At 60.2% G+C, this 24,176-nt stretch carries 18 protein-coding genes; 13 read left to right on the top strand and 5 right to left on the bottom strand.

All coding sequences use genetic code 11. The annotated features are described in order from the left end of the window. Window positions 1-40: 40 nt before the first annotated feature. From hslV to argS, 3 genes are all read right to left on the bottom strand, one after another. Window positions 41-571: an ATP-dependent protease subunit HslV gene (hslV, locus tag NL116_RS30045; RefSeq protein ID WP_007899242.1), complete on the bottom strand. Its 531-nt coding sequence runs from the start codon at window positions 569-571 to the stop codon at window positions 41-43. Window positions 572-801: 230 nt separating this feature from the next. Then, complete coding sequence (locus NL116_RS30040; protein ID WP_027922107.1) at window positions 802-1,509, bottom strand: SPOR domain-containing protein; 708 nt, start codon at window positions 1,507-1,509, stop codon at window positions 802-804. A gap of 1 nt (window position 1,510) precedes the next feature. Beyond that, complete coding sequence (gene argS / locus NL116_RS30035) at window positions 1,511-3,247, bottom strand: arginine--tRNA ligase (RefSeq protein ID WP_494375216.1); 1,737 nt, start codon at window positions 3,245-3,247, stop codon at window positions 1,511-1,513. Between argS and NL116_RS30030 the strand changes: the two genes are divergently transcribed. After that, entirely contained in the window at window positions 3,246-3,368 is a 123-nt protein-coding gene (locus NL116_RS30030) for a hypothetical protein (RefSeq protein ID WP_310266620.1), read from the top strand. The genes argS and NL116_RS30030 overlap by 2 nt on opposite strands. 36 nt (window positions 3,369-3,404) lie before the next feature. Here the strand turns inward: NL116_RS30030 and NL116_RS30025 are convergent, their stop codons facing one another. Continuing rightward, window positions 3,405-5,624: a primosomal protein N' gene (locus NL116_RS30025; RefSeq protein WP_494375215.1), complete on the bottom strand. Its 2,220-nt coding sequence runs from the start codon at window positions 5,622-5,624 to the stop codon at window positions 3,405-3,407. A 202-nt stretch (window positions 5,625-5,826) separates the two neighbouring features. Between NL116_RS30025 and rpmE the strand changes: the two genes are divergently transcribed. From rpmE to NL116_RS30010, 3 genes are all read left to right on the top strand, one after another. Next, window positions 5,827-6,057 (top strand): 50S ribosomal protein L31, encoded by a 231-nt coding sequence (gene rpmE, locus NL116_RS30020; protein ID WP_007899231.1) that lies wholly within the window; start codon window positions 5,827-5,829, stop codon window positions 6,055-6,057. 14 nt (window positions 6,058-6,071) lie between these two features. Further along, window positions 6,072-6,872 (top strand): thermonuclease family protein, encoded by an 801-nt coding sequence (locus NL116_RS30015; RefSeq protein WP_494375214.1) that lies wholly within the window; start codon window positions 6,072-6,074, stop codon window positions 6,870-6,872. Window positions 6,873-7,054: 182 nt separating this feature from the next. Further along, window positions 7,055-8,323: a malic enzyme-like NAD(P)-binding protein gene (locus NL116_RS30010; protein WP_494375213.1), complete on the top strand. Its 1,269-nt coding sequence runs from the start codon at window positions 7,055-7,057 to the stop codon at window positions 8,321-8,323. Between the two features lie 159 nt (window positions 8,324-8,482). Here the strand turns inward: NL116_RS30010 and NL116_RS30005 are convergent, their stop codons facing one another. Further along, complete coding sequence (locus tag NL116_RS30005; protein WP_494378157.1) at window positions 8,483-10,924, bottom strand: penicillin-binding protein 1A; 2,442 nt, start codon at window positions 10,922-10,924, stop codon at window positions 8,483-8,485. A gap of 219 nt (window positions 10,925-11,143) precedes the next feature. On the opposite strand from NL116_RS30005, the gene NL116_RS30000 reads away from it, so the two are divergent. The 9 genes from NL116_RS30000 (at window position 11,144) to gltB (ending at window position 24,170) form a co-directional block, all read left to right on the top strand. Continuing rightward, complete coding sequence (locus NL116_RS30000) at window positions 11,144-12,208, top strand: pilus assembly protein PilM (protein WP_494375212.1); 1,065 nt, start codon at window positions 11,144-11,146, stop codon at window positions 12,206-12,208. Beyond that, a complete protein-coding gene (locus tag NL116_RS29995) occupies window positions 12,208-12,774 on the top strand; it encodes a PilN domain-containing protein (protein WP_494375211.1) in 567 nt (188 codons plus the stop codon). The genes NL116_RS30000 and NL116_RS29995 overlap by 1 nt, the downstream gene beginning before the upstream one ends. Further along, a complete protein-coding gene (pilO, locus tag NL116_RS29990; RefSeq protein WP_494375210.1) occupies window positions 12,771-13,394 on the top strand; it encodes a type 4a pilus biogenesis protein PilO in 624 nt (207 codons plus the stop codon). The genes NL116_RS29995 and pilO overlap by 4 nt, the downstream gene beginning before the upstream one ends. Further along, window positions 13,391-13,918, top strand: coding sequence for a pilus assembly protein PilP (locus tag NL116_RS29985; protein WP_494375209.1), 528 nt, complete (start codon window positions 13,391-13,393; stop codon window positions 13,916-13,918). The genes pilO and NL116_RS29985 overlap by 4 nt, the downstream gene beginning before the upstream one ends. A gap of 13 nt (window positions 13,919-13,931) precedes the next feature. Next, window positions 13,932-15,998 carry a type IV pilus secretin PilQ gene (locus NL116_RS29980; RefSeq protein WP_494375208.1) on the top strand — a complete coding sequence of 689 codons (2,067 nt, stop codon included), beginning with the start codon at window positions 13,932-13,934 and terminating at the stop codon, window positions 15,996-15,998. A 4-nt stretch (window positions 15,999-16,002) separates the two neighbouring features. Beyond that, entirely contained in the window at window positions 16,003-16,521 is a 519-nt protein-coding gene (gene aroK, locus NL116_RS29975; RefSeq protein ID WP_027922095.1) for a shikimate kinase AroK, read from the top strand. 150 nt (window positions 16,522-16,671) lie between these two features. After that, the gene (gene aroB / locus NL116_RS29970; protein WP_494375207.1) at window positions 16,672-17,772 is read left to right on the top strand and encodes a 3-dehydroquinate synthase; all 1,101 of its coding nucleotides are present in this window, start codon (window positions 16,672-16,674) and stop codon (window positions 17,770-17,772) included. Between the two features lie 10 nt (window positions 17,773-17,782). Continuing rightward, a complete protein-coding gene (locus tag NL116_RS29965; protein WP_494375206.1) occupies window positions 17,783-19,375 on the top strand; it encodes an SPOR domain-containing protein in 1,593 nt (530 codons plus the stop codon). A gap of 349 nt (window positions 19,376-19,724) precedes the next feature. Then, on the top strand, window positions 19,725-24,170 hold the full coding sequence (gltB, locus tag NL116_RS29960; protein WP_494375205.1) for a glutamate synthase large subunit: 4,446 nt from the start codon (window positions 19,725-19,727) through the stop codon (window positions 24,168-24,170). Window positions 24,171-24,176: the final 6 nt, after the last annotated feature.

Raw genomic sequence — 24,176 nt, 5'->3', positions numbered from 1 at the left:
TCAGGTAAAAGTGAGCCGTGGCGTGGTGGCCAAAACAGGCTTACTCAGCGAGGTCCTGCTCCTCAATGGTGAAGGTGTGGTTGGTGAATACACAGATGTCGCCGGCGATGCCGAGGGCGGTTTCGACGATTTCCCGGGCCGACAGATCGGTCTTCTTCAGCAGTGCGCTGGCAGCGGCCTGGGCATAACCGCCACCGGAACCCATGGCGATCAGGCCTTCTTCAGGCTCTACCACATCGCCGTTACCGGTGATGATCAGGGAGGCGTCTTTGTTGGCGACCGCGAGCATGGCTTCGAGGCGGCTGAGCGAACGGTCGGTGCGCCATTCTTTGGCGAGTTCGACGGCAGCGCGAACCAGGTGACCTTGGTGTTTTTCAAGCTGGCCTTCGAAGCGTTCGAAGAGGGTGAAGGCGTCAGCGGTGGCCCCGGCAAAACCGGCGATAACCTGACCGTGGTACAGGCGACGAACTTTCTTCGCGTTGCCTTTCATCACGGTATTGCCGAGAGAAACCTGGCCGTCGCCGCCCATGACGACTTTGCCGTGGCGGCGAACTGAAACGATGGTGGTCAAGGGGGAGTCTCCACGCAGCGGGGCGAAAATGCCTTATGCCATCTCATATGGGGGTGGTGGAGCGTTTTTCAACTGCGAGGCGGGAGAGGGGACGAGTGGTGCTAGTCAGGTGGGAGCTGTGGTGTTTGCCAGGGCCCCTTCGCGAGCAAGCCCGCTCCCACCTTGGAATGCGGTCAAATGTGGGAGCGGGCTTGCTCGCGAAGAACGATGACGCGGTGTCTCTGACGTGATCAGCGGCTTTGGCGTTGTTGTAACAACAGGTTGCTAAAGCCCGCGCCGGCCAGTTGTTTCTGCGCCGTTGTCAGCTGTTCGCGGTTGCTGAACGGCCCGACCAGCACGCGATACCACGTCTCATCCTTCACCGTGCCGGATTCAACCGCCACCGCCTGACCCAGCAGAATGATCTGCGCGCGCACCTTGTCCGCGTCAGTCTCTTTACGGAACGAACCGGCCTGCAAGAAGAACTTGGTCACCGGCGCCGCTTTGGAAACCGGTGGCGCTGGCGGTGGTGTAATCCCGGCCAACGCGGCCTGCGCGCGCGCCGTATCAATCTTCGCCGCTTCGGCCGGTGTCACCGGCGTGGTCGGGATCGCCGGCACTTGTGGCGTCGGCAAGGTTTTCTCCGGCACGGCGTCCGGCGGCACGATCACTTCCGATTCCGGCAACAAGGTGTAGAAGTCGTACTTCGGCTTCACCGGTTGCGTCGGGCTCGGCGGGGTCTTGTTGGCCTCGGCGATCTTGGCTTTCTGCTGCTGTTCCACCTTCTCGCGCTTGACCGTGTCGCTGCCCTTGCCGGGTTCCAGTTTCATCAGGAAGACGATGAACGCGCCTACCGTCAGGCCAATGGCCATCCACAACCAGCCCGGGATCGGCTGTTTTGCAGGAGCTTGGTAACGGCTGGCGCCACGCTTGGGTGCAGGTTTTTTCTTGGCAGCCAACTTACATACGCTCCAGAGTTTCCAGACCCAAGAGTTCCAGGCCTTGCTTGAGAGTGCGGCCGGTCAGCGCGGCGAGGCGCAGTCGGCTTTGCATTTGCGCCGGGGTGTCGGCGCTGAGGATCGGGCAGTTCTCGTAGAAGCTGGAAAACAGGCCGGCCACATCGTACAGGTAGGTGCAGAGGATGTGCGGCGTGCCTTTTTCGGCCACGTTGTTCAGGATTTCGCCGAACTGCGCCAGTTTGGCAGCCAACTCGTGTTCGTGTGCCGCTTCCAGCACGATCTGGCCTTCGACTTCGGTGAAGTCCTTGCCCAGTTTGCGGAACACCCCGGCAACGCGGGTGTAGGCATACAGCAAGTACGGCGCAGTGTTGCCTTCGAAGTTCAGCATCAGGTCGAAGTTGAAGCTGTAGTCGCTGGTGCGGTGCTTGGACAGGTCGGCGTATTTCACCGCGCCAATGCCCACCACCTTGGCGATGTTGCGCAACTCATCATCAGCCAGCTCTGGATTCTTGTCCTTCACCAGGGTGTAGGCGCGTTCCTGGGCTTCGGTCAGCAAATCGATCAGCTTCACGGTGCCGCCATCACGGGTCTTGAACGGACGGCCATCTTTACCGTTCATGGTGCCGAAGCCCATGTGTTCCATTTCCATCGGGTGCGTCACGAAACCGGCCTTGCGCGCCACGGCGAACACTTGCTGGAAGTGCAGGGCCTGACGCTGGTCGACGAAGTACAGCGCGCGATCCGCCTTGAGCTTGCCGCTGCGATAACGCACGGCCGCCAGGTCGGTGGTGGCGTAGAGATAGCCGCCGTCCGCCTTGACGATGATCACCGGCAGCGGGTCGCCGTCGGCGTTCTTGAACTCGTCAAGGAACACGCACTGGGCGCCATTGCTCTCGACCAGCATGCCGGCGGTCTTGAGGTCGTTGACCACGTTGATCAGGTCGTCGTTGTAGGCGCTTTCGCCCATCACGTCGGCCATGGTCAGTTTGACGTTCAGCAGTTCGTAGATTTTCTGGCAGTGCGACAGCGAGATGTCTTTGAACTTGGTCCACAGCGCCAGGCAGTCCGGGTCGCCGGCTTGCAGCTTGACCACCAGGCCACGGGCACGATCGGCAAACTCTTCGGATTCGTCGAAGCGCTGCTTGGCCGCACGGTAGAAGTTTTCCAGGTCCGACAGTTCGTCGCTGGTGATCGGGTTTTCTTGCAGGTACGCCATCAGCATGCCGAACTGGGTGCCCCAATCGCCCACGTGGTTCTGACGGATCACGTCGTCGCCGAGAAATTCCAGAACCCGCGCCACGCCGTCACCGATGATGGTCGAGCGCAAATGGCCGACGTGCATTTCTTTGGCGAGGTTGGGCGCCGACAGGTCGACCACCGTGCGTTGCACCGGGCCGGCCTTGCGCACGCCGATGTGTGCGTCGGCCAGTGCGTCGTCGAGGCGAGTGGCCAGGGCGTCGGTGTTCTGGAAGAAGTTCAGGAAGCCCGGGCCGGCGATTTCGGTTTTGCTGACGTTTTCATCAGCCGGCAGCGCAGCGATGATCTTTTCGGCCAGGTCACGCGGCTTCATGCCGGCCGGTTTCGCCAGCATCATGGCGATGTTGCTGGCGAAGTCGCCGTTCTTCTTGTCGCGGGAGTTTTCCACCTGGATCGCCGGCGACAGGCCTTCAGGCAACACACCTTCGTTGACGAGTTGGGTGATGGCTTGTTGGATCAGCTGGCGAATGGTGTCTTTCATGGTGGTCTCTTTCGACCGCAAGCGCGGTGCGCGCTTCGATGCGCTGGTGGAAAAACTGGGCATTATCCGTTGCGAAGACGAGCTTGCCAACTATAGCGGGCAGGATATGGATATGTGGTGACAAATAGTCAGCCTGCTCGCGAAGGCGGTCTCTCACTCAATACAAATCCACCGGATCGACATCCAGCGACCAACGCACCGCCCGTCCACTCGGCATCTGCTCCAGCACCAGTAGCCAACTGCTCAGCAAACGATGCAGCGGCGCCCGAGCCGTGGCCTGCAACAACAACTGCGCACGATAACGCCCGGCACGACGCTCCATCGGCGCGGGCACTGGCCCCAGCAACTCGAGCCCGCCCAGATTCTGCTCGGCCAGCAAGCGGTCGGCCTCGCTGCACGCCTCATCAAGGAATGCCTCAGCCTGCCCGGGTTTATGCGCTTCGGCCCGCAGCAGCGCCAAATGCGCAAACGGCGGCAAACCCGCGGAGCGACGTTCGCTCAACGCCTGCTCGGCAAACGCGAAATACCCTTGCTCGGTCAATTGCACCAGCAGCGGATGGTCCGCCAGGTGCGTCTGGATAATCACTCTGCCCGGCTCTTCGGCTCGCCCGGCGCGCCCGGCCACCTGAACGATCAATTGCGCCATGCGCTCGCTGGCGCGGAAGTCGCCGGAGAACAACCCGCCATCGGCGTCGAGAATCGATACCAGCGTCACCCGTGGAAAGTGATGCCCTTTGGCAAGCATCTGCGTGCCGACCAAAATGCATGGCTGGCCTTTCTGAATGGTCGCGAACAACTGATTCATCGCGTCCTTGCGCGATGTGCTGTCACGGTCGACCCGCAGCACCGGGACATCCGGGAACAGAATCGCCAGCCGTTCCTCGGCGCGCTCGGTGCCGGCACCCACAGGACGCAAATCGACTTTGCTGCATTTGGGGCAGCGCCGCGGCACGCGCTCGACGTAGCCGCAATGGTGGCAACGCAGCTCTCCGGAGCGCTGATGCACGGTCATTCGCGCATCGCAGCGCTGGCATTCAGACATCCAGCCGCAGTCGTGACACAGCAGCGTCGGCGCAAAGCCGCGACGGTTGAGGAACACCAATACTTGCTGGCCGGCGGCCAGTGTCTGACCGATGGCTTGCTGCATCGGCCCGGAAATGCCGCTGTCCAGCGGGCGACTTTTTACATCCAGGCGCAGGAAACGCGGTTGCTTGGCACCGCCCGCCCGCTCGTTCAGCCGCAGGAGGCCGTAACGGCCGGTGTAGGCGTTATGCAGGCTTTCCAGTGACGGCGTAGCAGAGCCGAGGACGATCGGGATGTTTTCCTGCCGGGCGCGAACCAATGCCAGGTCGCGGGCGTGGTAGCGCAAGCCTTCCTGCTGTTTATAGGAGCCGTCATGCTCTTCATCGATGATGATCAGGCCAGGGTTTTTCATCGGCGTGAACAGCGCCGAGCGGGTGCCGATAATGATGTCGGCGTCGCCGTCCCGAGCCGCAAGCCAGGCTTCGAGGCGTTCGCGGTCATTGACCGCCGAGTGAATCAACGCGATGCGCGCATTGAAGCGCTGCTCGAAACGAGCGAGGGTCTGCGGGCCGAGGTTGATCTCCGGGATCAGCACCAGCGCCTGCTTGCCGGCTTCAAGGGTTTCGCGGATCAGCTGTAAATAGACTTCCGTCTTGCCGCTGCCGGTGACGCCGGCCAGCAGAAACGCGTGATAGCTGTCGAACCCGGCACGAATCGCTTCATACGCAGCGCGCTGCTCCGGGTTGAGCGGCAGTTCCGGTTGCGCCAGCCAGTGTTCGTGACGCGCGCCGGGAGCGTGTTTGCGGATTTCCACCTGGACCAGGTCTTTGGCCAGCAGCAAATCCAGGCTATCCTTGCTCAGCATCAGTTTGCTCAGCAATTGATGCGCCACGCCGTGGGGATGCTGGGCCAGTGTCGCCAGGGCTTCGCGCTGGCGGGGCGCGCGGGCAATGCGCGGATCATCAAGGCTGGCGCCTGGCGCGGCGGACCAGAAGCGTTCCTGGCGTGCTTCGGCCAGTTCGCCCTGACGCAGCAACACCGGCAGCGCCCAACTCAAGGTGTCGCCGAGGCTGTGTTGGTAATACTGGGATGTCCACAGGCACAGCTTGAACAGCGCGGGCGGCAGTGGCGGTGTGGCGTCGAGCAGGGCAATCGCCGGTTTGAGCTTTTCCACCGGCACGTCGCTGGTATCGGTGACCTCCACCAGAATCCCGATCATTTCCCGCCGACCGAACGGCACCCGCAGGCGCATGCCCGGCTGCAACTGGGCGCGCAGGACGCCGGCCGGGGCACGGTAATCGAACAGGCGGCGCAGCGGCGAAGGCAGGGCGAGGCGCAAAATGGCGTCGGGCACGCGGGGGGATCTCGATCAGCAGGCAGTAAAAAGGAGCAGGCTCACCCCCACAGGGGACGGCGCTTTGGGTCGGGAGCCTAGCAGACGGTCGGTCTCAGCGACAGCTTGCGTGATTGGCAATGTCTGGTAGAATCCGCGGCCTAATTACGTGCGGTATTCAACAATAGTGTTGAGTGGCGGCACGCTAGCCTGAGGAATCATCATGAAAGCCGATATCCATCCAACATACGAAATCACCGCAGTTACCTGCAGCTGTGGCAACAAGTTCGAAACTCGTTCGAACCTGGCCAAGCCTCTGGCGATCGACGTATGCAACGAGTGCCACCCGTTCTACACCGGTAAGCAGAAGACTCTGGATACTGGCGGTCGTGTACAGCGCTTTGCAGACCGTTTCGGCGCTTTCGGCAAGAAAGCTCCAGCTGCTGCAGAGTAAGGTTGAAGGGCCCGATGGGCTTTTCCTTGCTGTTGAAAAAGGCGTCCCTCGCGGGCGCCTTTTTTGTGTCCGCGATTTGGCTGTCCGGCGCCCAGGCATTCTGCCCGACGCCGAGCGGACTGGCGTCTGTCACGGTGCAGCGGGTAGTGGATGGCGACACCTTGCGCTTGAGCGATGGCCGCAGTGTGCGCATGATCGGCTTGAATACGCCTGAACTGGGCAAGCAGGGCCGTTCCGACGAACCGTTTGCCGTGATCGCGCGCAAACGTCTTGAAGCGCTGGTGGCGGCCAGTGATGGCCGTGTCGGCTTGCTGCCGGGTAAAGACAGCAAGGATCACTACGGCCGCATGCTGGCCCATGTCTATGGCGCCAACGGGGCCAATCTCGAAGCGCAGATGCTCGCTGAAGGCCTTGGATTCCAAGTGGCGGTCGCGCCCAATGTCGATCTGGTCAATTGCCAGCAAGCCGCCGAACACAGTGCCCGACAGGCCGGACTTGGGGTTTGGCAGCAATCTCCTGTACTGAAAGCGGAGCAGATCAACGTTTCCGGCTTCGCTGTACTCAGCGGTCGTGTGAGCAAGGTTCAGCGCAATCGCGGCGGGGTTTGGATCGAGTTGCAGGATTCGGTTGTATTGCGTGTTGCACCCAATTTGCTAGGGCAGTTCGATGTACCGGCGCTGGAAAACCTGAAAGGCAAGCAAATCGAGGCGCGTGGCTGGGTATTGGACCGTTCACGTCGCGGAGGGCTGAAATCCGGACAGGCACGCTGGCTTCTGCCGCTCACCGATCGTTCGATGCTGCAAACCGCGCGATAAGAAAAAATTGTAGACATTTTTACTGTTGATTGTGAACAGTCTATCCCTTGTGTTCCGCGGCTCTTGGTCCAAAGTCCTAGGGCAGGGCGCTTGACAGGGGTGACCGGTCAGTCTTGTGGGGATTTTGCGAGGCGCGTATCCTCGCTGACCAGTCTGTCCAACAGTAAAAGCGGAATGCCCCCATGTCTGATTTGAAAACTGCCGCTCTCGAATATCATGCCCATCCTCGTCCAGGTAAGCTGAGCGTCGAGCTCACCAAGGCCACCGCTACCGCCCGCGACCTGTCGCTGGCCTACAGCCCCGGCGTAGCCGAACCAGTACGCGAAATCGCCCGCGATCCTGAGCTGGCCTACAAATACACCGGCAAAGGCAACCTGGTTGCAGTCATTTCCGATGGCACCGCGATTCTCGGCCTGGGTAACCTCGGCCCATTGGCTTCCAAGCCTGTGATGGAAGGTAAAGGCGTGCTGTTCAAGCGCTTCGCCGGCATCGACGTTTTCGACATCGAAGTCGACTCCGAAAGCCCGCAAGCCTTCATCGACACCGTCAAGCGCATCTCCATCACCTTCGGTGGCATCAACTTGGAAGACATCAAGGCACCTGAGTGCTTTGAGATCGAGCGCGCTCTGATCGAGCAGTGCGACATTCCGGTATTCCACGATGACCAGCACGGCACTGCGATCGTTACCGCGGCCGGCATGATCAACGCCCTGGAAATCGCTGGCAAAACCCTCGCTGACGCCAAGATCGTCTGCCTGGGCGCTGGTGCGGCCGCCATCTCCTGCATGAAATTGCTGGTGAGCATGGGCGCCAACATCGAAAACATCTTCATGGTTGACCGTACCGGCGTGATCCACTCCGGCCGTGACGACCTGAACCAGTACAAGGCTGTCTTCGCTCACGCGACCGACAAGCGCACCCTGGCTGACGCGCTGACCGGTGCTGACGTGTTCGTCGGCCTGTCCGGTCCGAACCTGTTGAGCGCTGAAGGCCTGCTGTCGATGGCGCCAAACCCGATCGTGTTCGCGTGCTCCAACCCGGATCCGGAAATCGCCCCGGAACTGGCACACGCCACCCGTAACGACGTGATCATGGCGACCGGCCGTTCGGACTACCCGAACCAGGTCAACAACGTACTGGGCTTCCCGTTCATCTTCCGTGGTGCCCTGGACGTTCGCGCCAAGCGCATCAACGAAGAAATGAAAGTGGCTGCGGCCAACGCCCTGCGTGAACTGGCCAAGCTGCCGGTTCCCCAGGAAGTGTGCGACGCCTACGGCGGCATCAAGCTGGAATTCGGCCGTGAGTACATCATTCCGAAACCAATGGATGCCCGTCTGATTACCCTGATTTCTGATGCTGTGGCTAAAGCCGCCATCGAGACCGGCGTAGCGACCCTGCCGTATCCGAAGAACTATCCGCTGAAAAGCGTGGATGACGTGTTCAACGGCTAAGCCGTTGTAGCGCTTCAACCAAAAAGCCCCGGTTCGTATGAGTCGGGGCTTTTTCATGTCTGGCAGGTGATCGTTCCCACGCAGAGCTTGGGAACGATCAGTGCAACAAAAAGCCCCGCTCTTCTCTCGAAGGCGGGGCTTTTACGTTGCGCTACCCGATCAGAACAAATCGATCGGTGCTGCTTCATCCGCTGGCAGCGGGCTGCCCGGCGCTGTGCCGTTACCCAGCTCATTCACCGACGGTGGCGTGTCTTCGGCCTTGAACAGTTCAAAGTACGCGCCTGGCGTGCCTGGGCTGGCGGCACGACCGCTGACCGGGTCAACCCGCAGGCTCAGGATGCCTTCCGGCTCTGGCTGCGTATGTGGCGGCTTGTCTTTGAGGGCGGCGCCCATGTAGCTCATCCAGATCGGCAGCGCGACGGTACCGCCGAACTCCTTGCGACCGAGGCTTTCAGGCTGATCGAAACCGGTCCAGACGGTGGTCACGTAATCGGCGTTGTAGCCGGAGAACCACGCATCCTTGGATTCGTTGGTCGTACCGGTCTTGCCCGCAATGTCGCCACGTCCCAAAGCCAGTGCGCGCCGGCCGGTACCAAGCTTGATCACGTCCTCCAGCATGCTATTGAGGATGTAAGTCGTGCGGCCATCGACGATGCGTTCGGCAACGGCCGGCGTTGGCGGCGCAGTGCTCGGCGCGGCGGGTGCCTCACCCGGTGTTGCGTTGACCGTAAACGCCTGTGCGGCCGGCGCAGCAATGCCGCTGGTCGCGGCATCGCCCTGAGGAACGCTTGGCGGGTTGGCGACGAACAGCGTGTCGCCGTTACGGCTTTCAATCTTGTCGATGATGTATGGGGTGATCTTGAAGCCGCCGTTGGCGAAGGTGCTCCAGCCCGTGGCAATTTCCATCGGTGTCAGGGTCGCAGTGCCCAGCGCCAGCGACAGGTTGGGCGGCAGGTCCTGCTTGTTGAAGCCAAAGCGGGTGATGTAGTCGATCGTCTTGCCAACGCCCATCGCTTGCAGCAAGCGGATCGACACCAGATTACGCGACTTGTACAGCGCCTCGCGCAGACGGATCGGGCCGAGGAAGGTGTTGGTGTCGTTCTTCGGACGCCAGACCTTGTCCAGGTATTCGTCGACAAACACGATCGGTGCGTCGTTTACCAGGCTGGAGGCGGTGTAGCCGTTATCCAGCGCCGCACTGTAAACGAACGGTTTGAAGCTTGAGCCTGGCTGGCGCTTGGCCTGCAAGGCACGGTTGTAGTTGCTCTGCTCGAAGGCAAAACCGCCGACCAGCGAACGAATGGCGCCGTTCTGCGGATCAAGGGATACCAACGCGCCCTGCGCCTGAGGGATCTGGCTGAATTTCAGCGAATTGTCCGGCTGGCGCTGCACGCGAATCAAATCGCCGACTTGAGCCACATCCGACGGCTGCTTCGGATTGGCGCCCATGCTGTTGGTGTTCAGGAACGGACGTGCCCACTTCATGCTGTCCCAGCCGACGTGTTCGTCACCGGTGCGGGTCATCACTTGCAGGCCGTTTTTGTCGACCTGAGTCACGATGGCGGGTTCAAGGCCGCTGATGGTGCGTTGCTTCGTCAGCTCGGTAGCCCAGGCTTCGCGCGTCTTGCCCGGCAGGCGCGACTCTGGCCCGCGGTAACCATGGCGCTGGTCATACGTCATCAAGCCTTCGTGAACCGCGGTGTTGGCCATTTCCTGCAGATTGCTCGGCACGGTCGTGGTCACGCGAAAACCTTCGGTGTAAGCGTCGCTGCCATAACGTCCGACCATCTCGGCCCGGGCCATTTCGGCAATGTACGGTGCATTCACTTCCGGCGTCGGCACGTGATAGCTGGCGTTCAGCGGCTCGTTGATCGCCGTGGTGTAATCCGCTTCGGTGATTTTCCCGAGTTTGTACATGCGCCCCAGAATCCAGTCGCGGCGCTCTTTGCTGCGGGCCGGGTTGGCCAGCGGGTTGAAGCGCGACGGGGCTTTTGGCAGGCCGGCGATCATCGCCATCTGGGCGAGGCTGACGTCACGAATTGATTTGCCGTAGTAAACCTGCGCGGCGGCTTCGATGCCGTAGGCGCGGTTGCCCAGGTAGATCTTGTTGACGTACAGCTCAAGGATCTCGTCCTTGGTCAACTGCCGTTCGATCTGCAAGGCCAGAAGGATTTCGGTGGTTTTGCGCGAGAAGCTGCGTTCGCTGGTCAGGAAGAAGTTCTTCGCCACCTGCATGGTGATGGTGCTGCCGCCAGACTGAATGTGTCCGCTTTTGACCAATTGGGTCGCGGCACGCATCAGGCTGCTAGGGTCGACGCCATAGTGATTGGCGAAATTGTCGTCTTCAGCACTTAGTAACGCATTAATGAAATTGGGGGGAATGTCGGCGAAACGGATCGGAGTACGGCGCATTTCGCCAAATTCTGCGATCAATTTGTTATCGCTGCTGTAGACCCGCAAAGGAATCTGCAACTGGATGCTTCTCAGCGCCTCCACGGACGGCAATCCGGGACTAAGGTAAAGGAAGGCGCCACTCAGACCCAGAAGCAGTCCGCAGAAAACGGCAACGATGGACCAACCGAAAAATTTCAGCAGACGAATCAAGGCTTTTGGACATCCAGGGCAAAAAATGAATGAGGCATCAGGGTTCGGATATACAGGGAACAACCCGCGCTTGAAGTAAAAACCGGAAAAAAACGCTGGGCATTATAAGCATTTTTCCGTGGGGAGCGTCATTGGCGCTTCTGTCAAGACGGGAGGTAATGAACGCAACGGATATTACAGAGTCCGTAAGACACGGATAGTCATAGGGAATGGGCAGTGCTGGGACTCTTCAATAAAAAAGCCAACACGCTGTTGGGGATCGACATCAGTTCCACGTCGGTAAAGCTTCTGGAACTGAGTCGTCAGGGTGACCGTTATCGGGTCGAGGCGTACGCGGTAGAGCCGTTGCCGGCCAATGCGGTAGTCGAAAAAAACATCGCTGAACTCGAGGGTGTCGGGCAGGCGCTTTCTCGCGTGCTGCTCAAGGCCAGAACCAGCCTCAAGAGTGTTGCGGTGGCGGTGGCCGGTTCGGCGGTGATCACCAAGACCATCGAGATGGACGGCGGTCTTTCCGACGACGAGATGGAAAACCAGCTCAAGATCGAGGCCGATCAGTACATTCCCTACCCATTGGATGAAGTCGCCATCGATTTCGAGGTCCAGGGCGTTTCCGCGCGTAACCCGGAACGGGTCAATGTGCTGCTGGCCGCCTGTCGCAAGGAAAATGTCGAAGTGCGTGAAGCGGCTCTGGCCCTGGCTGGCCTGACCGCGCGCGTGGTCGATGTCGAGGCTTACGCGCTGGAGCGCTCCTTCGGTTTGCTCTCGACACAACTGGCCGCTTCTCAGGAGCGCCTGACGGTCGCGGTGGTGGACATTGGCGCGACCATGACCACCCTCAGCGTGCTGCACAACGGCAAGATCATCTACACCCGCGAGCAATTGTTCGGTGGTCGGCAACTGACTGAAGAAATTCAGCGGCGGTATGGCCTGACGGTCGAGCAGGCCGGGTTGGCGAAGAAGCAGGGTGGCTTGCCCGACGACTACGTCAGCGAAGTCTTGCAACCGTTTCGCGAGGCACTGGTGCAACAGGTTTCGCGCTCGTTGCAGTTCTTCTTTGCCTCTGGCCAGTACAACGCGGTCGATCACATTCTGCTGGCCGGTGGCACGGCGTCGGTGTCGGGACTGGACCAGTTGATCGAACAGCGCCTGGACACGCCGACCCAGGTGGCCAACCCGTTCTCCAATATGGCCCTGAGCAGCAAGGTCAATGCCGGCGCCCTGGCCAGCGATGCGCCGGCCTTGATGATTGCGTGCGGGCTCGCCCTCAGGAGTTTCGACTGATGGCGAAGATCAATCTTTTACCCTGGCGCGAAGAGCTGCGAGAAGAACGGCGCAAACGCTTTTTGCTGGCATTGGTCGGCGTTCTGCTGTGCTCCGTGGTGGCCGTACTGGTCGCGGATCAGATCATCAGTGGCGCCATCGATCGGCAGACTGCCCGTAACACCTACATCGGCAAGCAGATCGCAGTGGTCGACGAGCGGATCGCACAGATCAGTGATCTGAAAGCCCGACGCCAGCAACTGGTCGAGCGCATGCGCATTATTCAGGACCTGCAAGGCAATCGGTCGATCAATGGGCGGATCTTCGATCAATTGGCGCGCGCGCTGCCGGACGGTGTGTATTTCACCGAAGTGAAAATGGTCGGCAAGACCCTGTCCATCACAGGCGCGGCGGAGTCAAACAATCGTGTGTCGGACCTGATGCGCAACCTGGATGCGTCCGACTGGTTCGATGCTCCGAGTCTGACCGAGGTCAAGGCGATGACCGCCGGTCAACTGGACCAGGCCAATGTCTTTCAGTTGACCGTTCGACAGACACAACCCGCTGCCATGGAGGGCGATCAATGAGTCCGTCACAGTGGCTGGAAGGGTTGCGCAATGTTGATCTGAACGATCTGGACACCAGCAACATGGGTTCCTGGCCGCCAGCGATCAAGGCCGTGGCAGGTGTTCTGCTGATGCTATTGGTGTTGGCGTTGGGGTACACCTTTTACCTCGGTGATCTCGAAGACCAGCTCATTCTCAAACGCGAAGAAGAGTCGACCCTCAAGGAGCAATTCGCGACCAAAGCCCACATGGCGGCGAATCTGGAGTTGTACACCCGGCAAATGAAAGAGATGGAGGCCTCCTTTGGTGTGCTGCTGCGGCAATTGCCCAGCGACACTGAGGTTCCCGGCCTGCTGGAGGACATCACCCGCACGGGCCTGGGCAGTGGACTGGAGTTTGAAGAGATCAAACTGCTGCCGGAAGTCACCCAGCCGTTCTACATCGAACTGCCGATCCAGATCACGGTAACTGGCGCCTATCACGACCTGGCGACCTTCGTCAGTGGCGTGGCCGGGCTGCCCCGGATCGTGACGCTGCATGATTTCGACATCGCCCCGGCCAGCCCTGAAGGTGGTCCGAAGTTGCGCATGAGCATCCTGGCCAAGACCTACCGCTACAACGATAACGGGGCGCAGAAATGAGTCCGGTTCGTTGTGTATCAATGATGGTGTTGTTCGCCAGCCTGGCTGCATGCGGCGGCGACAACGATGTTGGCGACCTGGATGCCTACATGAACGAAGTGCGTTTGCGAGCCCCAGGCAAAATTGAACCAACGCCGACGTTTCGGTCTTACCCAACGTTCACCTACAACGCCGCCAATCTGCGCAGCCCGTTTTCCCGGCAAGTCAGGGCGGACCTGGCCGGCCAGAAACGTGGATCGAGCAACGTCAAACCCGACCTCAATCGGGTCAAGCAGTACCTCGAAGGATTCAATATCGAACAGTTTGAAATGGTTGGCACGATCTCCAATGCCGTCGGCACCTTCGCGCTGTTGCGCGGGGCAGGCGGGGTGCATCGGCTGAAAGTCGGCGATTACCTGGGGCGTAACGACGGACGGATCGTCGCCATCAGCGGCTCACAAGTCGATGTGGTCGAAATTGTTCCCGATGGCGAAGGTGCCTGGCTGGAACGCCCACGGACCCTTCCTTTGAAAGAGCACTCATAGTGGAACTCGAATAATGAACAGGACTTTCACAACCCTCGGCATTTCGCTATGGATAGCGTTGGTGTCTCCGATGGTGCTGGCGACCAACCTCAAAGCGCTGGATGTTGCCGCGCTGCCGGGTGATCGCGTCGAGTTGAAACTGTCTTTCGATGGGCCACCACCGATACCGGACGGTTACACCACCGAGCAACCGGCGCGGATTGCACTGGACCTGCCCGGGGTGGTCAGTCAGTTGAAGAGCAAGACTCGCGACCTGGGAGGCGGCAATGCCCGCAGTGCCACGGTGGTCGAGGCCAACGACCGCACGCGACTGATCATTAACCTGACGCAGCTGACTCCGTATAACGCGAGGGTCGAAGGCAATAATCTGTTGGTGGTCGTTGGCCGGGGCGCCAGCAGCAAGGCATCGAAACCGGCGCCTCGCGCTGCGGTTGCAACACCGGCACCGGCTAAAACCTACGCCCCTTCGAGCAAGTCCATTCGCGGCGTCGACTTCCAGCGCGGCACCCAGGGCGAAGGCAATGTGGTCATCGACCTGTCGGATCCGTCCATCGCGCCGGACATCCAGGAGCACGAAGGCAAGATCATCCTCGGTTTCGCCAGGACCCAATTGCCCGAAAAGTTGCGCGTGCGCCTCGACGTCAAGGATTTCGCCACTCCGGTGCAATTCGTCAACGCCGTCGCTACCGGCGACCGGGCCACCATCACCATTGAGCCCGGCGGTGCCTTCGACTATTCGACCTATCAGACCGACAACAAGCTGACCGTCAGCATCCGGCCGATGACCGCCGACGATCTGCAAAAGCGCCACGCAGAGCGCTTCGCCTACACAGGTGAAAAACTCTCGCTGAATTTCCAGGACATCGACGTGCGCTCGGTACTGCAACTGATCGCCGATTTCACCAACCTCAATCTGGTGGCCAGCGATACCGTGCAGGGCGGCATCACGTTGCGGTTGCAGAACGTGCCGTGGGACCAGGCGCTGGATCTGGTGCTGAAAACCAAAAGCCTGGACAAGCGCAAGATCGGCAACGTGCTGTTGGTGGCACCGGCCGATGAGATCGCCGCACGGGAGCGACAGGAACTGGAATCCCAGAAGCAGATTGCCGAATTGGCTCCGCTGCGTCGCGAACTGTTGCAGGTCAATTACGCCAAGGCTGCCGACATTGCCAAGTTGTTCACTTCGGTGACCAGTGCCGAGGCAAAAGCCGACGAGCGGGGATCGATCACGGTGGATGATCGCACCAACAACATCATTGCCTACCAGACTCAGGACCGCCTCGACGAACTTCGTCGTATCGTCACGCAACTGGACATCCCGGTTCGCCAGGTGATGATCGAAGCGCGAATTGTCGAAGCCAATGTTGATTACGACAAAAGCCTCGGCGTCCGCTGGGGTGGTTCGGTGCGGAACAAGGGCAACTGGAGCACATCCGGGGCCAGCGAATCGAGGACCATTGGAACGCCGGAGAGCTCCACTACCAACTCCCCGTTTGTCGACATGGGCGCAGCAGGCGGTACCTCGGGCATCGGCATCGCGTTCATCACCGACAACGTATTGCTCGATCTGGAGCTGACGGCGATGGAGAAAACCGGCAACGGCGAAATCGTCTCGCAGCCCAAGGTAGTCACGTCCGACAAGGAAACCGCAAAAATCCTCAAGGGCACGGAGATTCCCTACCAGGAAGCCAGCTCCAGTGGCGCGACTTCGGTGTCGTTCAAGGAGGCCTCGCTGTCGCTGGAAGTGACGCCGCAGATCACTCCGGATAACCGGATCATCATGGAGGTCAAGGTCACCAAGGACGAACCGGACTACCTGAACAAGGTCCAGGATGTGCCGCCGATCAAGAAAAACGAGGTCAACGCCAAGGTCCTGGTCAACGATGGCGAGACCATCGTCATTGGCGGGGTTTTCTCAAATACTCAGAGCAAGGTTGTAGATAAGGTGCCATTTCTCGGCGATGTGCCGTATCTTGGCCGCCTTTTCCGGCGTGACGTGGTTTCGGAGAAAAAATCCGAGCTGCTGGTATTTCTCACTCCGCGTATCATGAACAACCAGGCGATTGCTGTGAGTCATTGATTCTGTGCGAAATTTGATTCTTGTTGGACCGATGGGCGCTGGTAAAAGCACCATCGGCCGGTTGCTGGCCAAAGAGCTGCGCCTGCCGTTCAAAGATTCCGATAAGGAAATTGAATTGCGCACGGGCGCCAATATCCCGTGGATTTTCGATAAAGAAGGCGAACCGGGCTTTCGTGACCGCGAACAGGCGATGATTGCCGAGCTGTGCGGCTGCGATGGCGTGGTGTTGGCGACTGGCGGCGGTGCGGTCATGCGCGAAGCCAATCGTCGGGCGCTGCATGCCGGTGGTCGGGTGGTCTACTTGCATGCTTCTGTCGAGCAGCAAGTCGGCCGAACCGCCCGCGACCGCAATCGCCCCCTGCTGCGCACTGCCGATCCGGCCAAGACCCTGCGGGACCTGCTGGCGATCCGCGATCCGCTCTATCGGGAAATCGCCGACCTGGTGGTTGAAACCGATGAGCGGCCGCCGCGAATGGTGGTGCTCGACATCCTCGAACGCTTGCAGCAACTACCGCCCCGTTAATGCGCAGCGCGAAATGCGCTATCCTCGGCGTCCTGTCATGACCGCTCAAGGTTGTGGCAGATGGCTACCGAACGGCGTCACACCAGCAGGCGCCGTGGACATTCGATAAATAAAGGCAGGACGCCTGATTCATCTTCACTGTGGGGACACATGCAGACACTCAAGGTCGATCTAGGCGAGCGCAGCTACCCGATTCACATTGGCGAAGGTTTGTTGGATCAGTCTGAGCTGCTGGCCCCGCATATTCGCGGACGGCAAGTAGCGATCATTTCCAACGAGACCGTTGCACCGCTCTACCTCGAACGTCTGACCCGCAGTCTGGCGCAGTTCTCGGTTATCTCCGTTGTGCTGCCTGACGGCGAAGCCTTCAAGACCTGGGAAACCCTGCAACTGATTTTCGATGGCCTGCTGACGGCACGGCACGACCGTCGCACCACCGTAATCGCCTTGGGTGGCGGCGTGATTGGTGACATGGCCGGCTTTGCCGCCGCCTGCTACCAGCGCGGGGTAGATTTCATTCAAGTGCCGACCACGTTGCTGTCGCAAGTCGACTCTTCGGTGGGTGGCAAGACCGGTATCAACCATCCGCTGGGCAAAAACATGGTCGGCGCGTTCTATCAGCCGAACGTGGTGCTGATCGATACCGCAACCCTCAATACTCTACCGGCCCGCGAACTGTCCGCTGGTCTGGCGGAAGTCATCAAGTACGGGCTGATCTGCGACGAGCCGTTCCTGACCTGGCTGGAGGAAAACGTTGATCGCCTGCGCGCCCTGGATCAGGTCGCCCTGACCTATGCCATCGAGCGCTCCTGCGCCGCCAAGGCTGCGGTGGTCGGTGCCGACGAAAAAGAGACCGGTGTGCGTGCCACATTGAACCTCGGTCATACGTTCGGCCACGCCATTGAAACTCACATGGGCTATGGTGTCTGGCTTCACGGTGAAGCTGTCGCTGCTGGCACCGTGATGGCTTTGGAGATGTCGGCGCGACTGGGCTGGATCAGCGAGCAAGAACGTGATCGCGGTATCCGCCTGTTCCAGCGTGCCGGCCTGCCGGTCATTCCGCCTGAAGAGATGACCGAAGCCGATTTCCTTGAACACATGGCAATTGACAAGAAAGTGATCGACGGTCGTTTACGCCTGGTGCTGCTGCGCCACATGGGCGAAGCGGTGGTGACCGACGATTATCCAAAAGAGATTTTACAGGCCACGCTGGGAGCGGATTACCGCGCCCTGGCTCAGCTGAAAGGTTAATAAGATCCCGATGACTAGTTTGCATGCCGACGAGGCTTTCCTCGGCCATTACCAGTTAAGTCATGACCCTTTTGCTCCACGGGTGCCTGGCTTCAAATTTTTCCCGGCCCAGCGCAAACCGGTGCTGGGGCAGCTGCATCATCTGGCGCGTTACAGCCAGTTGCTGCTGGTGGTCACGGGCCCTCAAGGCAGTGGCAAAACCCTGTTGCGTCAGGCTCTGGTGGCCAGCACCAACAAGCAATCGGTGCAGAGCGTCGTGGTATCTGCTCGCGGTGCTGGTGATTCGGCCGGCATCTTGCGACAGGTCGCTCAATCGCTGAACGTTGAACAGGCGGAGATCGGCGCGATCCTGGCGCAAGTGGTGCAACTCGCGTTGACCGGTCAGGAAGTCTATTTGCTGGTGGATGACGCCGAGCAGCTCGACGAGTCCGCGCTGGAAGCCCTGATGGCTCTGGCGGCTGGCGCACCGGAAGGTCGTCCGCACGTGTTCCTGTTTGGCGAGTCGTCGCTGATCGCTCAACTTGAGGCGCTGAGCCTTGAGGAAGAGCGTTTCCACGTGATCGAACTGCAGCCTTACACCGAAGAAGAAACCCGCGAATATCTGGATCAGCGCCTCGAAGGCGCCGGTCGCGGTATCGAACTTTTCACCGCGGATCAGATCTCTGATATTCACGAAAGCTCCGACGGATGGCCTGGCAACATCAATCAGGTTGCCCGCGATGCAATGATCGAAGCCATGATTGCCAGCCGCTCAGCGGTGAAGCGTCCAAGTATGGGGTTTAACATGCCGAAGAAACACGTATTGGCGATTTCCGCCGTAGTCGTGGTCGCGGTAGCCGCCGCCTGGTTGATGCCAGGCCGCAGCAAAGCACCGACCACCGGCGCACCTGCCAACGAACAGGCACAACTGCCGCTCGGTCAGGGTTCGCCACAGCCTAACGGCGGTGCACCTTCCGTCGAATTCGCCGGTAACTCGCAGCCGATGCCATTGCCGCTGGTCGGCAATTCGCAACCGGTCATGCGTGGTCCGTTGGCTGAAGCAGCCGGTGGCATTACCGAGGGTGACGATGGCGTGCCGGTCGAAGGCTCCAGCGCGACTCCACCAACCGTGACCACTGTCGCGCCGCCAGCGGGCATTCAGCCAGGTCCTGCGCCGACGCCGGCTGCTAAACCGGTTCCAGCGCCGACTCAGGTCGCCACCGCCAAGCCAGCCCCGGCTGCGCCTGCCGTGAAGCCGGCTCCAGCGCCGGCCAAGCCTGCTGTCGTGGCCACCGCCAAGCCTGCCGAGAAGCCAGCGCCTGCCACCAAGGCTGCGGGTGGCACGTGGTACGCCGGTCAACCGACCAGCAACTACGTGGTGCAGATCCTCGGCACCAGCTCCGAAGCAACCGCGCAAAACTTCGTGAAAGAGCAGGGCGGCGAGTACCGTTATTTCAAGAAAGTCCTCAATGGCAAACCGCTTTACGTCATCACCTACGGTAACTTCGCCAACCGCGATGCAGCCGTTACCGCTATCAAGGCCTTGCCAGCGAAGGTTCAGGCTGGTAAACCTTGGCCTCGCACTGTCGCCAGCGTCCAACAGGAACTGGCAACAACTCGCTGAAGATTCGGCGGCCTTACCCAGGCCGCCTCTCCCGGCACCTCAAAATTTCTGCAAGCGCATGCTGCCTCCAGGCCGCGTGCCTTGTGGTGTCTGCGTCACAGTAGTCTTTGAGTCGTTGCAGTCAAAATTAAAAAAAGTTTTGACTAGCACAGCAGATCGCTTTAAACCTTTCACAAATGCGACATAGATTTGCGACAGTTCGTCGTCAAATTTGTGAGCGTAAGTGTCGGTGTGTACAATGACCTCCCTTTTGCCCCCGCAAAGCTGGCGAACGTTCGGCGCGGATGGCAAGTGGTTGAATTGAAAAGAAATTTGCCTCGACAAGAGGCAGCCTGGTGAGAAAGTGTCTATGAAAGCAGGTCTGTACCAACCAGATGAATTCAAGGATAACTGCGGTTTCGGCCTGATAGCCCATATGCAGGGCGAGCCCAGTCATACCCTTTTGCAAACGGCCATTGAGGCCCTGACCTGCATGACCCACCGTGGTGGGATTAATGCCGACGGCAAGACCGGTGACGGTTGCGGTCTGCTGATTCAAAAGCCGGACGTGTTCCTGCGTGCCATCGCCCAGGAAACCTTCGGCGTCGCACTGCCCAAGCAATATGCTGTGGGCATGGTCTTCTTCAACCAGGACCCGGTGAAAGCCGAAGCCGCTCGCGAGAACATGAACCGCGAGATCCTGGCCGCCGGCCTGACCCTCGTCGGCTGGCGCAAAGTGCCAATCGACACCAGCGTCCTCGGCCGCCTGGCCCTTGAGCGCCTGCCGCAAATCGAGCAGGTGTACATCGGTGGTGAAGGCCTGAGCGATCAGGACATGGCCGTCAAGTTGTTCACGTCCCGTCGTCGCTCGTCCGTGGCCAACGCCGCCGATGCCGACCACTACGTCTGCAGCTTTTCGCACAAGACCATCATTTATAAAGGCCTGATGATGCCGGCGGACTTGACCGCCTTCTATCCAGACCTGAGCGATGAGCGCCTGCAAACGTCGATTTGCGTGTTCCACCAGCGCTTCTCCACCAACACCTTGCCGAAATGGCCGCTGGCTCAACCGTTCCGCTTCCTGGCGCACAACGGCGAGATCAACACCATCACCGGCAACCGCAACTGGGCCGTGGCCCGTCGCACCAAGTTCACCAACGACCTGATGGACCTGGAAGAGCTCGGCCCGCTGGTCAACCGCGTCGGTTCCGACTCCTCGAGCATGGACAACATGCTCGAGCTGATGGTCACCGGTGGCATCGACCTGTTCCGTGGCGTGCGGATGATCATTCCGCCTGCGTGGCAGAACGTCGAAACCATGGACCCGGATCTGCGTGCGTTCTACGAGTACAACTCGATGCACATGGAGCCGTGGGACGGCCCGGCCGGCGTGGTCATGACCGACGGTCGCTACGCCGTGTGCCTGCTCGACCGTAACGGTCTGCGTCCGGCGCGTTGGGTCACCACCACAAACGGTTTCATCACCCTGGCCTCGGAAATCGGTGTCTGGAACTACCAGCCTGAAGACGTGATCGCCAAGGGCCGCGTGGGTCCGGGCCAGATCTTCGCCGTGGACACTGAAACCGGCCAGATTCTCGATACCGATGCGATCGACAACCGCTTGAAGTCCCGTCATCCGTACAAGCAATGGTTGCGCAAGAATGCCCTGCGCATTCAGGCGACCATGGAAGACAACGACCACGGTTCGGCGTTCTACGACGTCGATCAGCTCAAGCAGTACATGAAGATGTACCAGGTCACTTTCGAAGAACGTGATCAGGTGCTGCGTCCGCTCGGCGAACAAGGCTACGAAGCCGTTGGTTCGATGGGCGACGATACGCCGATGGCCGTGCTGTCCCAGCGCGTGCGCACGCCGTACGACTATTTCCGCCAGCAGTTCGCGCAGGTCACCAACCCGCCGATCGACCCGCTGCGCGAAGCCATCGTCATGTCGCTGGAGATCTGCCTCGGTGCCGAGCGCAACATCTTCCAGGAATCGCCGGAACACGCCTCGCGCGTGATCCTCAGCTCGCCGGTCATTTCCCCGGCCAAGTGGCGCTCGCTGATGAACCTTGATCGTCCGGGCTTCGAGCGCGCGATCATCGACCTGAACTACGACGAAAGCGTCGGCCTCGAGGCGGCGATCCGCAACGTCGCCGATCAGGCTGAAGAAGCCGTGCGCGCCGGTCGTACCCAGGTCGTGTTGAGTGATCGTCACATTGCCCCGGGCAAGTTGCCGATCCACGCTTCGCTCGCCACGGGCGCAGTCCACCACCGCCTGACCGAAAAAGGCCTGCGTTGCGACTCCAACATCCTCGTGGAAACCGCGACCGCTCGCGACCCGCATCACTTCGCCGTGCTCATCGGTTTCGGCGCCTCTGCCGTTTACCCGTTCCTGGCCTACGAAGTGCTGGGCGACCTGATCCGTACCGGTGAAGTGCTGGGCGACCTCTATGAGGTGTTCAAGAACTACCGTAAAGGCATCACCAAAGGTCTGTTGAAGATCCTGTCGAAGATGGGCATCTCGACCATCACCTCGTATCGCGGTGCGCAACTGTTCGAAGCCATCGGCCTGTCTGAAGAAGTCTGCGAGCTGAGCTTCCGTGGCGTGCCTAGCCGCATCAAGGGTGCGCGTTTCGTCGACATCGAAGCCGAGCAGAAAGCCCTGGCTGCCGAAGCCTGGAGCCCGCGCAAGCCGATCCAGCAAGGTGGTCTGCTGAAGTTCGTCCACGGTGGCGAATATCACGCTTACAACCCGGACGTGGTCAACACCCTGCAAGCCGCTGTGCAGCAGGGCGACTACAGCAAATTCAAGGAATACACGGCGCTGGTGGACAACCGTCCGGTGTCGATGATCCGCGACATGTTCAAGGTCAAAACCCTCGACACGCCGCTGGACATCAGCGAGATCGAACCGCTGGAGTCGGTGCTCAAGCGCTTCGACTCTGCCGGTATCTCGCTGGGCGCCCTGTCGCCGGAAGCTCACGAAGCCCTGGCCGAAGCCATGAACCGCCTTGGTGCGCGTTCCAACTCCGGCGAAGGCGGCGAAGACCCGGCGCGCTACGGCACCATCAAGAGCTCGAAAATCAAGCAGGTTGCGACGGGCCGTTTCGGTGTGACCCCGGAATACCTGGTCAACGCTGAAGTGCTGCAGATCAAAGTCGCTCAGGGCGCCAAGCCCGGCGAAGGGGGTCAACTGCCAGGCGGCAAGGTTAACGGTCTGATCGCCAAGCTGCGTTACGCAGTGCCGGGCGTGACCCTGATTTCGCCACCGCCGCACCACGACATCTATTCGATTGAAGACTTGTCGCAGCTGATTTTCGACCTGAAACAAGTCAACCCGAAGGCGCTGGTCTCGGTGAAGCTCGTAGCAGAAGCGGGCGTCGGCACCATCGCTGCCGGTGTGGCCAAGGCCTATGCGGACTTGATCACCATCTCCGGCTACGACGGTGGCACCGGTGCATCGCCGCTGACCTCGATCAAATATGCGGGCGCTCCGTGGGAGCTCGGGCTGGCAGAAACCCACCAGACCCTGCGCGGCAACGACCTGCGCGGCAAAGTGCGGGTACAAACCGACGGCGGCCTGAAAACCGGCCTCGACGTGATCAAGGCCGCCATTCTCGGCGCTGAGAGCTTCGGCTTCGGCACCGCGCCAATGATCGCTCTGGGCTGCAAATACCTGCGTATCTGCCACCTGAACAACTGCGCCACCGGCGTCGCGACTCAGAACGAGAAGCTGCGCAAGGATCACTACATCGGAACCGTCGACATGGTGGTGAATTTCTTCACCTACGTCGCCGAAGAAACCCGTGAGTGGCTGGCCAAGCTGGGCGTGCGCTCCCTCGAGGAGCTGATCGGCCGTACCGATCTGCTGGAAGTCCTCGAAGGCCAGACCGCCAAGCAGCAACACCTGGACCTGACGCCGTTGCTCGGCAGCGATCACATTCCGGCAGACAAGCCTCAATTCTGCCAGGTGGACCGCAACCCGCCGTTCGACAAAGGCCTGCTGGCCGAGAAAATGGTCGACTTGGCGACCTCGGCCATCAATGACATGAGTGGCGCCGATTTCGCCCTGGACATCTGCAACTGCGACCGTTCGATCGGTGCGCGGATCTCCGGTGAAATTGCTCGCAAGCATGGCAACCAAGGCATGGCGAATGCGCCGATCACCTTCCGCTTCAAAGGGACGGCCGGTCAGAGCTTCGGTGTGTGGAACGCCGGTGGCCTGAACATGTACCTGGAAGGCGACGCCAACGACTACGTCGGCAAAGGCATGACCGGCGGCAAGCTGGTCATTGTTCCGCCGAAGGGCAGCGTCTACAAGACTCAGGACAGTGCCATCATCGGCAACACCTGCCTGTACGGCGCCACGGGCGGCAAGCTGTTCGCTGCCGGTACCGCGGGCGAGCGTTTTGCCGTGCGTAACTCGGGTGCCCACACGGTTGTGGAAGGCACTGGCGATCACTGCTGCGAGTACATGACCGGTGGTTTCGTCTGCGTCCTGGGCAAGACCGGTTACAACTTCGGCTCAGGCATGACCGGCGGTTTCGCCTACGTGCTCGATCAGGACAACACCTTCGTTGACCGGGTCAACCACGAACTGGTGGAAATCCAGCGGATCAGCGGTGAGGCGATGGAGGCCTATCGCAGCCACTTGCAACGCGTGCTGAACGAATACGTCGAGGAAACCGACAGCGAATGGGGTCGTAACCTCGCTGAAAACCTCGACGACTACCTGCGTCGTTTCTGGCTGGTCAAGCCCAAGGCTGCCAACCTGAAATCGTTGCTTTCCAGCACCCGTGCCAACCCGCAGTGATATGCG

The organism is Pseudomonas sp. FBCC-B1667, assembly GCF_059133255.1.
The sequence above is the reverse complement of the archived record's forward strand: the minus strand, read 5'-3'. Positions and strand labels throughout refer to the sequence as shown.

Bases quoted from the DNA above. Each gene is read 5' to 3' on its own strand.
- rpmE (WP_007899231.1), top strand. From the start codon at position 5,827: ATGAAAGCCGATATCCATCCAACATACGAAATCACCGCAGTTACCTGC.
- pilO (WP_494375210.1), top strand. From the start codon at position 12,771: ATGAGTCCGTCACAGTGGCTGGAAGGGTTGCGCAATGTTGATCTGAAC.
- gltB (WP_494375205.1), top strand. From the start codon at position 19,725: ATGAAAGCAGGTCTGTACCAACCAGATGAATTCAAGGATAACTGCGGT.
- argS (WP_494375216.1), bottom strand. From the start codon at position 3,247: ATGAAAGACACCATTCGCCAGCTGATCCAACAAGCCATCACCCAACTC.
- aroB (WP_494375207.1), top strand. From the start codon at position 16,672: ATGCAGACACTCAAGGTCGATCTAGGCGAGCGCAGCTACCCGATTCAC.
- NL116_RS29995 (WP_494375211.1), top strand. From the start codon at position 12,208: ATGGCGAAGATCAATCTTTTACCCTGGCGCGAAGAGCTGCGAGAAGAA.
- NL116_RS30015 (WP_494375214.1), top strand. From the start codon at position 6,072: ATGGGCTTTTCCTTGCTGTTGAAAAAGGCGTCCCTCGCGGGCGCCTTT.
- NL116_RS29980 (WP_494375208.1), top strand. From the start codon at position 13,932: ATGAACAGGACTTTCACAACCCTCGGCATTTCGCTATGGATAGCGTTG.
- NL116_RS30030 (WP_310266620.1), top strand. From the start codon at position 3,246: ATGGTGGTCTCTTTCGACCGCAAGCGCGGTGCGCGCTTCGATGCGCTG.
- NL116_RS30010 (WP_494375213.1), top strand. From the start codon at position 7,055: ATGTCTGATTTGAAAACTGCCGCTCTCGAATATCATGCCCATCCTCGT.
- NL116_RS29965 (WP_494375206.1), top strand. From the start codon at position 17,783: ATGACTAGTTTGCATGCCGACGAGGCTTTCCTCGGCCATTACCAGTTA.
- NL116_RS29985 (WP_494375209.1), top strand. From the start codon at position 13,391: ATGAGTCCGGTTCGTTGTGTATCAATGATGGTGTTGTTCGCCAGCCTG.